This is a genomic window from Dactylosporangium sp. NPDC051541 (assembly GCF_044454505.1).
GTDB lineage: Bacteria > Actinomycetota > Actinomycetes > Mycobacteriales > Micromonosporaceae > Dactylosporangium.
The window spans coordinates 1,031,911-1,049,017 of sequence record NZ_JBITDU010000002.1 but is presented as its reverse complement, the minus strand read 5'-3'; the positions used below and the strand labels follow the sequence as shown (position 1 = coordinate 1,049,017).

The following is a 17,107-nucleotide window of genomic DNA, read 5'->3' as shown; positions in this document are numbered from 1 at the left end:
CTAGAGATCCTCGCGGCCCCGGCCACACCCGGCCGGGGCCGACCATACTTCCGGGCAGCAACCTGAGCCGCCCGAGGGAGGCGACCTTGCCGTCCACTGAGTTCCGCCGGCCCGTCTCGCCCGTCGAGTGGTGGATCGCCGCGCACCCGAAGGGCACCGCACCGGTGCTGCAGCTCGCCGTCGAGGGCACGGGCCGGATCGACGCCGAGCGGCTCGCCGCGGCCGTCGCCACCGCATCCGACGCCTGCCCCGGCACCCGCCTGGTCCGCCGGGGCCGCACCTGGGTCGACACCGGCGCACCGCCGGCCGTGCGCCGGGTCGCCGCCGCGAACGTGGTCGACCTCCCCGACCTGCAGGTGGCCCTCGACGACCGGCGCGGGCCGACGTGCGAGGTGCTGCTCGTGGGGGAGCGGGACCCGGCCATCGTGTTCCGGGCCGCGCACGCCGTCATGGACGCCGGCGGGGTGCTGCTGTGGGCCGCCGACGTGTTCCGGGCCCTGCGCGGCGAACCGCTCGTCGGCGCGCCCGACACCGTCACCGAGACCGACCTGCTGCCCCCGCTGGAGGGCAAGCCGCAGCCGCCCGGCCTCGACTACCCGGCGCTGCTCGGCCGGCCCGGCACCGGCCGGCGCACGCTGTGGGTGCGGCGCAGCGTCGACGGCTACCACGCCGGGCTGGTCGCCCGCCTGGCCACCGTCATCGCGCCGCTCACCGGCGCGGAGGAGGCCCACTTCTCGGTGCCGGTGAACCTGCGGCGGTACGCCCCTGAGACCCGCTCCACCGCCAGTCTCTCGCACAGCGTGCCGTTCGCCGTGCCCACCGGCCAGGACTGGCCGACGACCCACGAGCGGCTGCTCACGCTGCTCGCCGAGGAGCGCGACGCCCAGGCCCGGCTCGACCCGGCGGTGCTGAAGATGCCGATCCCGGTGCTGCGGCTCATCAACGGCGCGCTGGAACGCAAGGCCACCAAGAGCGACCGGTACGCCTCCCACTGCTCCCTCGCCCACCTCGGCCGGGTCGACGTCGCCGGGTTCAGCGGTGCCGGGTTCGCCGCCACCGCCCTGTACTCGCTGTCCACCGCCCCGGCCGGCGGCCCCTGCGAGATCGACGTGGTCGAGTGCGCCGGGCACACCGAGATCGTGCTCGGCTGGCACGACGGCCCCGGCATCGCCGAGCGGGCCGCGGCCGTCCTGGACGCGATCGAAGAGGCGCTGTCCCCGGCCGCGCTGCGCACGTGGGCGGCGAACGACACAGCCCTCCCGGTGCCGTCGACGACCGTGGTCGCCGGGTTCGCCGCGCGGGCCCGCGCGACCCCGGACGCCGTCGCCGTGGTGGATCGCGACGGGGAATACACCTTCGGGGAGCTGGACCGCCGCTCCCGCGCGATCGCCGCGGCCCTGCGCCAGCGCGGTGTCAAGGCCGGTGACGTCGTCGGCATCCTGGCCGAGCGGACCCGTCCCGCGGTTGCCGCCGTCTGGGGCGTGCTCCGCGCGGGCGCCGCCTATCTGCCCCTCGACACCGCCCACCCGGACGCCCGCCTGGTCGACATCCTCACCGACGCCGGCGCCGCGCTCTGCCTCGTGGACGCTCCGCGCGACATCCCTGGTGCCTGGCCGCTGGACGCACTGCCCGCGGACCCGCCCGCGGACTGGGTCGAGCCGGCCGTGGACCCCGGGGACCTGGCCTACGTCATCTACACCTCCGGCTCGACCGGGCGGCCCAAGGGTGTCGAGATCGAGCACCGGTCGCTGTCGAACTACGTCGCCTGGGCCACCCCCATGCTCGGCGTGGACGCGGCCACCCGGATGCCGCTGCTGACCTCGTTCGCCTTCGACGTCTCGGGCACGTCACTGTTCCTGCCCCTGCTCGCCGGGGGGACGCTGCTGCTGCCCGGCGGCGAGCTCAACCACGCGACCCTGCGCCGGCTGCTCACCGAGGACGCGCCGACCGTCCTCACGCTCACCCCGTCGCTGCTGGAACTCGTCTGCGAGCTCGGCGTACGACCCGCTGGTGTGCTCGTTGTCGCGGCCGCCGGTGAGCAACTGCGGCGCAGCCTGGCGGTGCGGACCCTGGAAGTGTTCGGAGCGGCCTGCCGGGTGCTCAACCTCTACGGCCCCACCGAGGCCACGATCGAGGTCGTCGCGCACGAGTTCCACCCGGGCCGCGACACCACCGCCAGCGTGCCGATCGGCGTGCCGACCGCGAACTGCACCGCCCATGTCCTCGACGCCCAGCACCGCTTCGCCGCCCCGGGCGAGGCCGGCGAGCTCGTCATCGGCGGCGTGCAGCTGGCCCGCGGCTACCGGGGCCGCCCGGAGCTGACCGCCGAGCGGTTCGTGCGCCTGGCCGACGGCACGCGGGTGTATCGCACCGGCGACATCGTGCGCGTGAACGCCCGGGGCGTCATCGAGTTTCTCAACCGCGCCGATGAGCAGGTGAAGGTCCTTGGCAACCGGATCGAGCCGGCCGAGATCGCACAGACCCTCGAACGGCATCCGTCGATTGTCAAAGCGGCGGTGGTACCGCGTGCAGCCGCCGGCCGTCACAACGTGCTCTGCGCCTACGTCGTCGCCGACCCCGCACCGGCACCGGAGGAACTGCAGGCGTTCATCGCCGAGCGGCTGCCCCGCTACATGGTGCCGGCCACCGTCACCGTCGTCGGTGAGCTGCCCCGCACGGTCAACGGCAAGATCGACGTGCGGGCGCTGCCGGACCCGTTCGCCGACGCCGCCGCGCCGGCCGGGCAGCAGCAGGACCGCGACGAGCTCACCCGGTCCGTGGCCGCGGTGTGGGCGGCCACCCTCGGCGTCGACGCCGACCGGCTGGCCGACGACGCCGACTTCCACACCTACGGCGGCGACTCGCTGCTCATGCTCTCGATGGTGGCCGGGGTCTGCCGCGAGGTCGTCGGAGCCGAGCACGAGCAGCGCTTCATGGACCGCCTCGGCGACATCGTGCGCCGCCCGACGATCGAGCACGTCGCCGACCTGGCCCGGGCGGTCCGGTCGGCCGCGGTGCCGGTCAGCTAGCCCAGGAGGCCGCTGTGTCGAACGAGGACAAGCTCCGCGACTACCTCAAGCGGGTCACCGCCGACCTGCGCCAGGCCAACCGGCGCATCCGCGAGATCGAGGACCGCGGCCGCGAACCCGTCGCCGTCGTCGGCCTCGGCTGCCGGTTCCCGGGCGGTGTGACCGGCCCCGACGAGCTGTGGGCGCTGCTGGACGCCGAGCGTGACGCGGTCGGCCCCGCCCCGGACCGGCGCGGCTGGGACCTCGACCGCCTCTACGACCCGACACCCGGGCGCCCCGGCCGCACCTACGCCCGTGAGGGCGGCTTCCTCCACGACGCCGACGAGTTCGATGCCGGCTTCTTCGGCATCTCGCCGCGCGAGGCCCTGGCCATGGACCCGCAGCAGCGGCTGCTGCTCGAGACCGCCTGGGAAGCCCTGGAGCGGGCCGGGCTGCCCCCGGATTCGCTGCACGGCACCGACACCGGTGTGTTCGTCGGCGCCAGCCACCAGGGCTACGGTGCCGCACCCGAGCTCGCGCCCGAAGGCACCGAGGGGCACCTGCTCACCGGCGGCGCCGCGGCCGTGCTCTCCGGCCGGCTCGCCTACACCTTCGGCACCCACGGCCCGGCCGTCACCGTCGACACCATGTGCTCCTCGTCGCTCGTCGCGCTGCATCTGGCGGTCCGTTCGCTGCGGCTCGGCGAGTGCGGCCTGGCCCTGGTGGGCGGGGCGACCGTCATGGCCGTGCCGCAGTCGTTCATCGAGTTCAGCCGGCAGCGGGGCCTGGCCCCGGACGGGCGCTGCAAGGCATTCTCCGACGACGCCGACGGCACCGGCTGGGGCGAGGGCGTCGGCGTGCTGGTCGTCGAGCGGCTCAGCGACGCCCAGCGGCTCGGGCACCGCGTCCTGGCGGTCGTCAAGGGCACCGCGGTCAACCAGGACGGCGCCTCCAACGGGCTCACCGCCCCGAACGGACCGGCGCAGCAGCGGGTCATCCGGGCCGCGCTGGCCGACGCGGGCCTGGAACCGTCCGATGTGGACGCCGTCGAGGCCCACGGAACCGGCACCACCCTCGGCGACCCGATCGAGGCCGAGGCGCTCCTCGCGACCTACGGCCAGGGCCGCGACAACCCGCTGTGGCTGGGCACGCTCAAGTCGAACATCGGCCACACCCAGGCCGCCGCCGGTGTCGCCGGGGTCATCAAGTCGATCCTGGCCATGCGCAACGACCGCCTGCCCCGGACCCTGCACGCGGACGTCCCGGCGTCCCGGGTGGACTGGTCCTCGGGTGCCGTCTCGCTGCTGGACTCGGCGCGCGACTGGCCGGCCGCTCCCGACCGGCCGCGCCGCATCGCGGTCTCCGCCTTCGGTGCGAGCGGCACCAACGCGCACGTCATCCTCGAGGAGGCTCCGGCGGCCGTCGCGCCTGCGGTCTCGCGGGCCTCGCTGCCGGTGGTGCCGTTGCCGGTGTCGGCTCGCGGTCCGGCCGCACTGGAGGCCCTGCTCTCGCGGCTGCGCACCGTGGACGCCGATCCGGTCGACGTCGGCTTCTCGCTGGCTACCACGCGCGCGCAGTTGGAGCATCGGGCGGTTGTGCTGGATGGTGCGGTGGTCCGTGGTGAGGTTCGTGAGGGTCTGTCGGCGATGCTGTTTACGGGTCAGGGGGCGCAGCGTCCGGGGATGGGTCGCGGTTTGTACGCGGCGTTTGCGGTGTTCGCGGAGAGTTACGATGCGGTGTGTGCTCGGATCGAGGGTCTCCGGGAGGTGGTGTCCTTTGATCAGACGCGGTGGACGCAGCCGGCGTTGTTCGCGTTTGAGGTTGCTGTTTTTCGGTTGTTGGAGTCGTGGGGGTTGAAGCCTGACTTCCTGCTGGGGCATTCGATTGGGGAGTTGGCCGCGGCGCATGTCGCGGGTGTGTGGGATTTGGATGGTGCGTGCCGGATTGTGGAGGCGCGGGGTCGGTTGATGCAGGCGCTGCCCGCTGGTGGGCAGATGGTCGCGGTGCAGACCGACGAGCAGAGCGCGCGGGCGGCGTTGGTCGAGGGTGTTGAGATCGCTGCGGTGAATGGGCCGGACGCGGTGGTGCTGTCGGGTGATGCCGACGGGGTTGCGGCGGTCGTGGCGGCGTTGGGGGTGAAGTCGCGGCGGTTGAAGGTGTCGCATGCGTTTCACTCGGCGCACATGGACGGGATGTTGGACGAGTTCCGGGTTGTGGTGGCGTCGGTGCCGGCGCGGGTGCCCGCGATCCCGATCGTGTCCAACGTGTCCGGAGACTTGAGCGCTGACTTCACGGACCCGGAGTACTGGGTGCGGCAGGTGCGGGAAACCGTCCGGTTCGCCGACGGAGTGTCGACGCTGCGGCGGGAGGGTGTGTCGCGGTTCCTGGAAGTTGGGCCGGACGCGGTGCTCGCCGCCCTCGTCGAGGACGGCATCGCGGTCGCGCGCAAGGACCGCGACGAGGCCGAGACGCTCCTCGGGGCCGTCGCGCGGGCCTACACCCGTGGCTGGGCGCCCGACTGGACGCGCGTGTTCGGTCAGGCCGCCGTGGTTGAGCTGCCGACCTATCCGTTCCAGCGGGAGCGGTACTGGCTCGACAGCTACCGCCGGGCCGTCACCCCCACCGGCGGCTGGTCCTACCGGGAGGAGTGGCGACCCGCACCGACCGGCAGCGACCGGATCGCCGGGCGCTGGCTCGTCGTCGGCGGCCCCGCCCTCGCCGAGGCGCTCGCCGGCGGCCGCGCCAACCCCGTCCTCGTCGCACCCACCACCGACCGCGCCCTGCTGGCCGAGCGGCTGCGGGCCGCGGCCGGCTCCGGGGCCGCCGGCGTTGCCGGTGTCGTGGCCGAGCCGGCCGCCGCGCTCGACGCGCTCGTGCTGCTGCAGGCCTTGGGTGACGCCGGCATCACGGCGCCGTTGTGGTACGTCACCACCGCGGCCGTCGCCGACGGTACCGTCGCCGACCCGCTGCGGGCCGCGGTCTGGGGGCTCGGCCGGGTCGCCGCCCTCGAGCACCCGGACCGCTGGGGCGGCCTCGTCGACCTGCCCACCGCCGCCGGCCCGGCCGACCGGGCCGCGTTGCGGGCCGTCCTCGGCGGCGCGTTCGGCCACGAGGACCAGTTCGCCGTCCGGGCTGGCCAGGTCCGCGTCCGGCGCCTCGTCCGGGTTCCCGCCGCGGGTACCGCACCGGTGTGGCGCCCGCGCGGCGTCGCGCTCGTCACCGGCGGCACCACCGGCCTCGGCGCCCAGACCGCCCGCTGGCTGGCCGCACAGGGCGCCGGCCACCTCGTGCTGGTCAGCCGCCGCGGCATCGACACACCCGGGGCCGAGGCGCTCCGCGACGAGCTGACCGCCCTCGGGGCCGGCGTCACCGTCGCCCAGTGCGACGTCGCCGACCTGGCCGCGCTCGCCGCGCTGGTCGCCGTCGTCGAGGCCGAGCACGGCCCCGTCCGCACCGTCGTGCACGCGGCCGGCGTCGGCGTGCTCGGCCGGATCGCCGACGCCACCGCCGACGACCTCGAGGAGGCGTTCGCCGCCAAGGTGGACGGCGCGCTGAACCTCGACGCCGCGTTCGACTGCGACACCGTGGACCGGTTCGTGCTCTACGCCTCCGTCGCCGGGGTCTGGGGCAGCGGCGACCACGCCGCGTACGCCGCGGCCAACGCCTGCCTCGACGCCATCGCCGCCGCCCGCCGCGCCCGCGGCCTCGCCGGCACCTCGGTCGCCTGGGGCATGTGGAGCCCGCAGAGCGGGGGCATGACGCGCGGCGGCATCACCCGCACCGGCATCGGCGCCGCCAACTGGCACGGCATCACGCCCATGGCGACCGCCCCGGCGCTGGAGGCCCTGCATCAGGCCCTCGACCGCAACGACACCACGGTCGCCGTCGCCGACGTCGACTGGCCGCGGTTCCTGCGGCTGTTCGCCGCCGCCCGGCCGCGGCCGCTGTTCGCCGACCTGGCCGAGGTACCCCCGCCGCCTGCTCTGCCAGCAGCCGAGCGCCCGGCCGACACGCTCGAGCTCGTCCGGGCCGCCGCCGCCGCCGCGCTCGGCCACACCGACGCCGCCGCGGTCGACGACCACCGCCCGCTGCGCGACCTCGGCGTCGACTCCCTCGCCGCCGTGGAGCTGCGCGACGCCCTCGTGGCCGCCACCGGGCTCGCCCTGCCCTCGACGGTCATCTTCGACCACCCGACGGTCGCCGCGCTCGCCGCGCACCTCGACGACCGGCTCGGCCCGGCCGAAGCGACAAGCATCGGCGGGGGCGCGGCACCGGCCGGCGAGCACGACGGGGAGCCGATCGCGATCGTGGGCATGAGCTGCCGGTTCCCCGGTGGCGTGGAGACCACCGCGGACCTGTGGGCGCTGCTGCTGGAGGAGCGCGACGCCATCGGCCCGCTGCCCGGCGACCGCGGCTGGGACGTCGACGGCCTCTTCGACCCCGACCCGGACCGGGCCGGGCGCAGCTACGTGCGCGCGGGTGGCTTCCTGGCCGGCGCCACCCGGTTCGACCCGCAGCTGTTCGGCATCTCGCCCCGCGAGGCGGTCGCGATGGACCCGCAGCAGCGGCTGCTGCTCGAGGTCGCCTGGGAGGCGTTCGAGGCGGCCGGCATCGGGCACGGCACGCTGCGCGGCACCCGCTCCGGCGTCTTCGTCGGCGCGGCCGGCGGCGACTACGGCACCCGCCTGGCCCAGGTCCCCGACGGTGTCGAGGGCCACCTCATCATCGGCACCGAGAGCAGCGTCGCGTCCGGGCGCATCGCCTACACGTTCGGCCTCGAGGGGCCCGCGGTCACGATCGACACCGCGTGCTCGTCGGGGATGGTCGCGGTACACCTGGCGGCGCAGGCCCTCCGGCGCGGCGAGTGCGACCTGTCGCTGGCCGGTGGGGTCGCGGTGATGTCATCCCCGGCCGCCCTCATCGGGTTCAGCCGCCAGCGGGGCCTGGCCGCCGACGGGCGCTGCAAGGCGTTCTCCGAACGGGCCGACGGCATGGGCCTGGCCGAGGGCGCCGGCATGCTCGTCCTGGAGCGGCTCAGCGACGCCCGCCGCCACGGCCACCGCGTCCTCGCGGTCGTCAAGGGCAGCGCCGTCAACCAGGACGGCGCCTCCAACGGGCTCACCGCCCCCAACGGACTGGCCCAGCAGCGGGTCATCCGCGAAGCCCTGGCCGCGGCCGGCCTGGAGCCGGGCGACGTGGACGCCGTCGAGGCCCACGGCACCGGCACCGCCCTCGGCGATCCGATCGAGGCCCACGCCCTCCTGGCCACCTACGGCCAGGGTCGCGACCCCGGCCGTCCGCTGTGGCTCGGCTCGCTCAAGTCCAACATCGGCCACACGCAGGCCGCGGCCGGCATCGGCGGCATCATCAAGACCGTCCTCGCCCTGCGCCACGGCGTCCTGCCCCGGACCCTGCACGCCGAGTCCCCGTCACCGCACGTCGACTGGCGGTCCGGGGCGGTCGAGCTGCTCACCGCGGCCCGTGCGTGGCCCGCGACCGGCCGCCCCCGCCGCGCCGCCGTCTCGTCCTTCGGCGTCAGCGGCACGAATGCCCACCTGATCCTGGAGGCCGCACAGAGCGGTGCGCCGGAGCCGGCCGCCGACGAGCCAGACGCAGCGGTGGTACCGCTCGTGCTGTCCGCGCACACCGAGGACGCCCTCCGCGCCTATGCGGGCCGGCTCGCGGTACACCTGGAGGATCTCGAGCCCGCCGACATGGCGTGGTCCCTGCACGCGACCCGCACCCCGCTCGCACACCGGGCCGCCGTCATCGGCACCGACCGTGCCGCGCTGCGGGCCGAGCTGCGCGACCTCGCCGCCGGCACCCCGGGCCCGGCCACCGTCACCGGCCTGGCCCGCCCGGCCGGCCGGATCGCGTTCGTCTTCCCCGGCCAGGGCGCACAGTGGGCCGGCATGGGCGTCGAGCTCCTGGCCACCGAGCCGGTGTTCGCCGAGCGGATCGCGGCGTGCGAGGCGGCCCTTGCCCCGCACGTCGACTGGTCGCTCACCGCCGTCCTGCGCGGCGAGCCCGGCGCCCCCGGCCTGGACCGGGTCGACGTCGTCCAGCCGGTCCTGTTCGCCGTCATGGTCGCCCTCGCCGACCTGTGGCAGGCGGCCGGCGTCACCCCCGACGTCGTCATCGGACACTCCCAGGGCGAGATCGCCGCCGCCTGCGTCGCCGGCGTGCTCAGCCTCGACGACGCCGCCCGGGTCGTTGCCCTGCGCAGCCGGGCACTGGTCGCGATCGCCGGGCGCGGCGGCATGATGTCCGTCGCCGTACCGCGCGAACGGGCCGAGGAGCGCCTGGCCGCCTGGTCCGGCCGCCTGGGCGTCGCCGCGGTGAACGGGGTCGCCTCGGTCGTGGTCTCCGGCGACGTCGACGCCCTCGACGAGCTCGCCGCCGCCTGCGCCGCGGACGGGGTGCGGACCCGCCGGGTCGACGTGGACTACGCCTCCCACGGCACGCACGTCGAGGAGCTGCACGACCGGCTGCTGGAGCTGCTCGCCCCGGTCCGCCCCGGCCCGGCCGCGATCGAGTTCCGCTCGACCGTCGGCACCGCCACGGCCGACATCGCGCTGGGCGGGGCCGAGTACTGGTACCGCAACCTGCGCCACACCGTCGAGTTCGGCCCCGCCGTGGCCGCCCTGACCGCCGCCGGCGTCGGCACGTTCGTCGAGATCAGCGCCCACCCGGTGCTGGTGCCGGCGATCGAGGAGACCATCGAGGCCGAGTCCGCCGCCGCCGTGGCCACGGGGTCGCTGCGCCGCGACGACGGCGGCCGCGCCCGCTGGCTGACCGCCCTCGCCGCGCTGCACGTGACCGGCGCCCCGATCGCCTGGGAGCGGGTCCTCGGCCCGGCCCGCCCGATCGTCGACCTGCCGCTGTACCCCTTCCAGCGCAGCCGCTTCTGGCTCGAATCCGCCGCCGCCCCGTCCGGCACCGCCGCCGACGCCCGGTTCTGGGAGCTGGTCGAGGGCCAGAACCTCGGTGCGCTGGCCGCCGGTCTTGAGGTCGCGCCGGAGGCCGTCGAAGCGCTCCTGCCGGCCCTGTCCGCGTGGCGTCGCACCGAGACCCGCCGGATCGAGCTCGACACCTGGCGCTACCGGGTCCGCTGGCAACCGCTGACCGACCCGGCCCCGGCCGCCCGTCCGGGCCGCTGGCTGGCCGTCACGCCCGCCTCCGGCCCGGCCGCCGAGGGGGTCCTCGCCCACCTCGCCGCGGCCGGTGTCCGCCTCGACATCGTCACCGTCCCCGCTGACGCCGACCGCGCGGCCATCGCCACCCACCTGCGGGCCGCCCTCGACGCCCCCGAGCCCCCGGCCCGCGTCCTGTCCCTGCTCCCCGCCACCATCGGGTTGATACAGGCCCTCGGCGATGTCGGCTGCCAGGCTCCGCTGTGGTGCGTCACCCGCGGCGCGGTCTCCGTCGGTGCCGGTGACCCGCTGCCCAACCCGGACCAGGCGATGGTCTGGGGCCTCGGCCGGATCGCCGCCCTGGAGCACCCGGACCGCTGGGGCGGCCTCGCCGACCTGCCGGTCGAGTGCTCGGCCCGGGACGCCGAGCGCCTCGCCGCCGTGGTCGCCGGCCTCGACGGTGAGGACCAGGTCGCGATCCGTTCGTCAGGCATCCACGCCCGCCGGCTCATCCGCGCCGGTGCCGCTGCGACCGGCGGGCGGCGGTGGCGGCCCGACGGCACCGTCCTCATCACCGGCGGCACCGGCGGCATCGCCGCCCACCTGGCTCGCCGTCTCGCCGCCGAGGGCGCCGAACACCTCGTGCTGGCCGGCCGGCGCGGACCCGACGCCCCCGGCGCCCAGGACCTGGCCCGCGAGCTCGCCGGAGCCGGCTGCACGGTCACCCTCGCCGCCGTCGACGTGCACGACCGCGACGCCCTCGCCGCGCTCCTCGCGAGCATCCCGGCGGACCGGCCCCTGCGCGCCGTCTTCCACGCCGCGGCCGTCCTCGACGACGGTGTCATCGACGGCCTGGACGCGGACCGCGCCGCCGCCGTCGCCGCACCCAAGGCCGGCGGCGCCCGCCACCTCGACGAGCTGACCCGCGATCTCGACCTGACCGCGTTCGTGCTGTTCTCCTCGCTCGGCGGCGTCCTCGGCGGCCCCGGCCAGGGCAGCTATGCGGCCGCGAACAGCTACCTCGACGCGCTCGCCCAGCATCGCCGCGACGCCGGCCGGGTCGCCACCTCGGTCGCCTGGGGCGTATGGGCCGGTGGCGGCCTCGCCGGCGGGGAGGTGGGGGAGCGGGCCCGGCGCACCGGCATGCTCCCGATGGACCCGGACCGCGCCCTGGACCTGCTCCTGCGCGCGCTCGACGACGACGAGACGACGATCGCCGTCGCCGCCGTCGACTGGGAGCGGTACGCGCCCGTGTTCACCGCGACCCGCCCGAGCCCGGCCCTGCGCGATCTGCCCGAGGCGGCCCCGGCCGTGACCGGCGCACCGGACGGCGGGGACGGTGCCGTGCCGCTGGCCCGCGAGCTGGCCGCGCTGCCCCCGGCCGACCGCGAGCCGCGGGTCACGCACCTGGTCCGGCAGGTCGCCGCGGCCGTCCTCGGCTTCGCCGACCCCGAGGCCCTTGACACCACCCGCGCCTTCCGGGAACTCGGCTTCGACTCCCTCACCGCGGTCGAGCTGCGCAACCGGCTCGGCGCCGCCACCGGGCTGCGACTGCCGGTGACCCTCGTCTTCGACCACCCGACCGTCGCCGTCCTGACCCGCCACCTGCTCGGCGAGCTCGGCGTCGCCCAGGACACGTCCACCGGGGTCGCCCCGGCCGGGCCGGTCGCCACCGGTTCGGCCGACGACCCGGTGGCGATCGTGGCCATGAGCTGCCGCCTGCCCGGCGGCGTGCGCGGCCCCGACGACCTGTGGCGGCTGCTCGCCGAGGAGGTCGACGCGGTCGGCCCGTTCCCGGCCGACCGGGGCTGGGACCTCGACCGGCTCTACCACCCCGACCCCGAACACGCCGGCACCTTCTACACCCGCGAGGGCGGCTTCCTCTACGACGCCGCCGAGTTCGACCCCCAGTTCTTCGGCATCTCCCCGCGCGAGGCCCTCGCGATGGACCCGCAGCAGCGGCTGCTCCTCGAGACGGCCTGGGAGGCGTTCGAACGGGCCGGGATCGACCCCGAGACCGCCCGCGGCAGCCGCACCGGCGTCTTCGTCGGCTCGAACTACCACGACTACGTGTGCCGCCTCCACGACGCCCCCGAGGGCTTCGAGGGCCAGCTCGCCCTCGGCAGTGCCGGCAGCGTCGCATCCGGGCGCATTGCCTACCTCTTCGGCCTCGAAGGCCCGGCCCTGACCGTCGACACCGCCTGCTCGTCGTCGCTGGTCGCCCTGCACCTGGCCATCCAGTCGCTGCAGCGTGGCGACTGCAACCTGGCCCTGGCCGGCGGGGTCACCGTCATCTCGTCCACCGACACGTTCGTCGAGTTCAGCCGCCAGCGGGCGCTCGCGCCGGACGGCCGCTGCAAGGCGTTCTCCGACAGCGCCGACGGCGCCGGCTGGTCCGAGGGCGTGGCGCTGCTCCTGGTCGAACGCCTCTGCGACGCCCGCCGCCGCGGCCACCCGGTCCTCGCCGTGGTCAAGGGCAGCGCGGTCAACCAGGACGGCGCCTCGAACGGCCTCACCGCCCCCAACGGCCCCGCGCAGCAGCGGGTCATCCGGGCCGCCCTCGCCGACGCCGGCCTCGAACCGTCCGATGTGGACGCCGTCGAGGCACACGGGACGGGCACCGCGCTCGGCGACCCGATCGAGGCGCAGGCGCTGCTGGCCACCTACGGCCAGGACCGTTCGGAGCCGCTGTGGCTCGGCTCGCTCAAGTCCAACATCGGCCACACCCAGGCCGCCTCCGGCGTGGCCGGCCTGATGAAGATGGTCCTGGCCCTGCGGGCGGGCACCCTGCCCCGCACACTGCACATCACCGAGCCCTCCACCCGCATCGACTGGACGGCCGGCGCGGTCGAGCTGCTCACCTCGGCCCGGCCGTGGCCGGCCGGCGACCGTCCGCGCCGGGCGGGCGTGTCGTCGTTCGGCATCTCCGGCACCAACGCCCACGTCATCATCGAGGAGCCGGCCCCGGTCCCGCCCGCGCCGCGCACCCCGGCGGTGCTGCCCGTGGTGCCGCTGCCGGTTTCGGCGCGGTCCGCCGGTGCGTTGGAGGCGCAGCTGGCGTGGCTGGACGGTGTGGATGCGGGCGGGGTGGATCTCGGGTTCTCGCTCGCCACGACGCGCGCGCAGTTCGAGCATCGGGCCGTGCGGCTGGGTTCCGCGGTGGTGCGCGGGCAGGTTCGCGAGGGTCGTTCCGCTCTGCTGTTCACCGGTCAGGGTGCGCAGCGGGCCGATATGGGGCAGCGGCTCTACGCCGCGTTCCCGGTGTTCGCGGAGAGTTACGATTCGGTGTGCGACCGGATCGAGGGTCTCCGTGAAGCGGTGGACCTCGACCAGACACAGTGGACACAGCCGGCCTTGTTCGCGTTCGAGGTAGCCGTTTTCCGTCTGCTGGAGTCGTGGGGTCTGACCCCCGACTTCCTGCTCGGGCATTCGATCGGAGAGTTGGCCGCGGCACATGTCGCGGGTGTGTGGGATCTTGACGGCGCATGCCGGATCGTCGAGGCCCGGGGTCGGTTGATGCAGGCGCTGCCCGCCGGTGGGCAGATGGTCGCGGTGCAGGCCGACGAGGCGACCGCGCGGGCGGCGCTGCGGGACGGCGCATCGATCGCGGCCGTCAACGGGCCGGACTCTGTGGTGCTGTCCGGTGACGTTGCGGCGGTCGATGCGGTGGTGGCGGCGCTGGGTGTGCGGTCACGGCGGCTCAACGTGTCGCACGCGTTCCACTCCGCGCACATGGACGGCATGTTGGAGCAGTTCCGGGCCGTGGTCGCCGCGGTGCCGGCGCGGGCTCCCTCGATTCCGGTGGTGTCCAACGTGACCGGGGATCTGCGTGCCGACTTCACGGACCCGCAGTACTGGGTGCGGCAGGTCCGGGAAACCGTCCGGTTCTTCGACGGGGTGTCGACACTGCGGCGGGCCGGGGTCGGCCGGTTCCTGGAACTCGGGCCGGACGGGGTGCTCGCGGCCCTGGTCGAGGACGGCATCGCGGTCGCGCGCCGGGACCGCGACGAGGCCGAGACGCTCATGGCGGCGCTCGCGCGGGCCCATGTGCTCGGGTGGTCGCCGGACTGGGCCAAGGTGTTCCGGGCGGCGGCCGTGGTCGAGCTGCCGACCTACCCGTTCCAGCGGCAGCGGTACTGGCTCGACGCGGCGCCCGCGCCCGCCGACCCGGCCGGGCTCGGTCTGGCCCCGGCCGGGCACCCGCTGCTCGGCGCGGCCGTGCCGCTCGCCGGCTCCGACGGGTACCTGTTCACCAACCGGCTCTCGGTCGCCGACCAGCCGTGGCTGGCCGACCACCGGGTCATGGACACCGTGATCCTGCCCGGGACGGCGATGGTCGAGCTGGCCCTCCGCGCCGGTGAGGCCGTCGGCTGCGAACGGCTCGACGAGCTGACCCTGCGGGCGCCGCTGGTGCTGCCGGAGGCCGGGGCGGTACAGCTGCAGCTGACCGTCGGCGCGGCCGACGAGTTCGGCACCCGGTCCGTGCAGATCCACACCCGCGGCTCGGGCGCCGCCGACGAGACCTGGACCGCACACGCCACCGGGCGGCTCGGCACCGGCCGCTCCTGGGACGCGCCCGACCTCACCGCCTGGCCGCCGCCCGGAGCCGAGCCGGTCCCGGCCGACGACCTCTACGAGCGGCTCGACGCCGCCGGGTTCGCCTACGGGCCCGCGTTCCGCGGGCTGCGGCGGGTGTGGCGGCTCGACGGCGCCGTCTACGCCGAGGTCGCGCTGGACACCGCGGAGCGGGCCACGGCCGGGAAGTACCTGCTGCACCCGGCGCTGCTCGACGCCGCACTGCACACCCTCGCCTTCGCCGACGGCATCGCCGGGCGCGGGGTCCTGCCGTTCTCGTTCGAGGGCGTCACGCTGGACGCGACCGGCGCCGCCGCGCTCCGCGTCCGGCTCACCCCCGCCGGTCCGGACACGGTCGCGGTCGACCTCGCCGACCACACCGGCCGGCCCGTCGCCGGCGTGCGCTCGCTGGTCCTGCGGCCCGTCACCGCCGAGCAGATCAAAGCGGCCCGGTCGCCGTACCACGACTCGCTCTTCCGCGTCGACATGGTCATGGCCCCGGTCGCCCCCGCACCCGAGCGGGAGCAGCGGCGCTGGGCGGTGCTCGGCATCCAGAGCGTCAAGCTGATCAAGGCGCTGGGCGCGACCGGCACCGCGGTGGAGGCATACCCGGACCTGGCCGCGCTCACCGACGCCGTCGCCGCGGGCGCGCCCGTGCCCGACCGGGTCATCGTCTCCTGCGCCGAGCCGCCGGCCGGTGACGACCTGCGGACCCGGGTGCGCGGTGCCACCTACTGGGCGCTCGACCTGGTCCAGTCCTGGCTCGCCGAGGACCGCTTCGCCGGGTCGCGCCTGGTGTTCGTCACCTACAGCACCGCCGGCGGCGACACCGCCGAAGACCTGGCCTGGGCGCCGGTGTGGGGCCTGGTCCGCTCGGCCCTGACCGAGAATCCGGACCGCTTCGTGCTCCTGGACATCGACAACCGCGACGTCTCCTACGCCGCCCTGCCGGCCGCGCTGCTCTGCGGGGAGGGCAACGTCGCCGTGCGGGTCGGCGCCGTCCACGTGCCGCGGCTCGCCCGGGTCGCGGTCACACCCGGTGCCCGGCCCTCGGCGGTGTGGAACCCGGAGGGGACCGTGCTCGTCACCGGCGGCACCGGCGACCTCGGTGGCCTCATCGCCCGCCACCTCGTCGCCGAGCACGGCGTCCGGCACCTGATCCTCACCAGCCGGCGCGGCCTGGCCGCCGAGGGCGCCGCGGAGCTGCGGGCCGAGCTGATCGCGGCCGGGGCCGACGTCGCCGTCGCCGAATGCGACGTCGCCGACCGGGCGGCGCTGGCCGACCTGCTCGCCACGGTCCCGGCCGAGCACCCGCTGACCGGTGTGGTCCACACCGCCGGGGTCGTCGACGACGGGGTCGTGTCCGCCCTGACCCGCGACCAGATCGACACCGTCCTGCGCCCGAAGGTCGACGCCGCGCTCAACCTCGACGAGCTCACCCGCGACCACCCGCTGTCCGCGTTCGTCCTGTTCTCCTCGATGGCGGGGACGTTCGGCGGCACCGGCCAGGCCAACTACGCGGCCGCCAACACCTTCCTCGACGCCCTGGCCCACCAGCGCCGCGCCGCCGGCCGGCCCGCCCTGTCGCTGGCCTGGGGCCTGTGGGAGCCGGGCAGCGGGATGACGGCCAAGCTCGGCCAGGACGACCTGCGCCGGATGGCCCGCGGTGGCCTCGCCCCGCTCTCGCACGCCGAGGGCCTCGCCCTGTTCGACCTCGCCTGCGTCGTCGACGAGGCCGTCCTGGTCCCGGCCCGGCTCGTCGTCGACGCCATCCGGGCCGCGGCCGGCACCGAGGCCGTCCCGGCGATCATGCGCGGGCTCGTCGGCCGCCCGGCCCGGCACGCCGTCACCGCGCCGGCCGAGCCGGCCGCGCCGCAGCAGACGCTCACCGCCCGGCTCGGCGAGCTCAGCCCGGCCGAACGGCAGCGGGCCGTGCGGGAGCTCGTCCGCGCCGAGGCCGCCGTTGTGCTCGGCTACCCCGGCCCGGCCGCCGTCGAACCCGCCCGCGGCTTCCTCGACCTCGGCTTCGACTCGCTCACCGCCCTCGAACTGCGTAACCGGCTCAGTACCGCGACCGGGCTGCGGCTGCCGGCCACCCTGCTCTTCGACTACCCGAGCCCCGACGCCATGGCCGCGCACCTGCTCGGCCAGCTCGCCCCCGACGACACCGGCGCCGCCCTCGCGGTCCTCGACGAGCTGGAGGCCAGTCTCCAGGGCGCCGAGGACGAGCTCCGCGACCGGATCGCGCTGCGACTCGAAGACCTGCTGGCCGCCCTCGGCCCGCGCACCGGGGTCCCGGCCCGCACCGTCGCCGACCGGCTCGGCCGGGCCAGCGACGACGACCTGTTCGCGTTCATCGACAACGACCTCGGTCTGTCGTAACGCCGCTCC

At 75.8% G+C, this 17,107-nt stretch carries 2 protein-coding genes; both read left to right on the top strand.

All coding sequences use genetic code 11. The features are described from left to right. Positions 1-86: 86 nt before the first annotated feature. On the top strand, positions 87-3,029 hold the full coding sequence (locus ACIA8L_RS12530) for an amino acid adenylation domain-containing protein (protein WP_395903519.1): 2,943 nt from the start codon (positions 87-89) through the stop codon (positions 3,027-3,029). Between the two features lie 14 nt (positions 3,030-3,043). Then, the gene (locus ACIA8L_RS12525; RefSeq protein WP_395903517.1) at positions 3,044-17,098 is read left to right on the top strand and encodes a type I polyketide synthase; all 14,055 of its coding nucleotides are present in this window, start codon (positions 3,044-3,046) and stop codon (positions 17,096-17,098) included. Positions 17,099-17,107 lie beyond the last annotated feature (9 nt).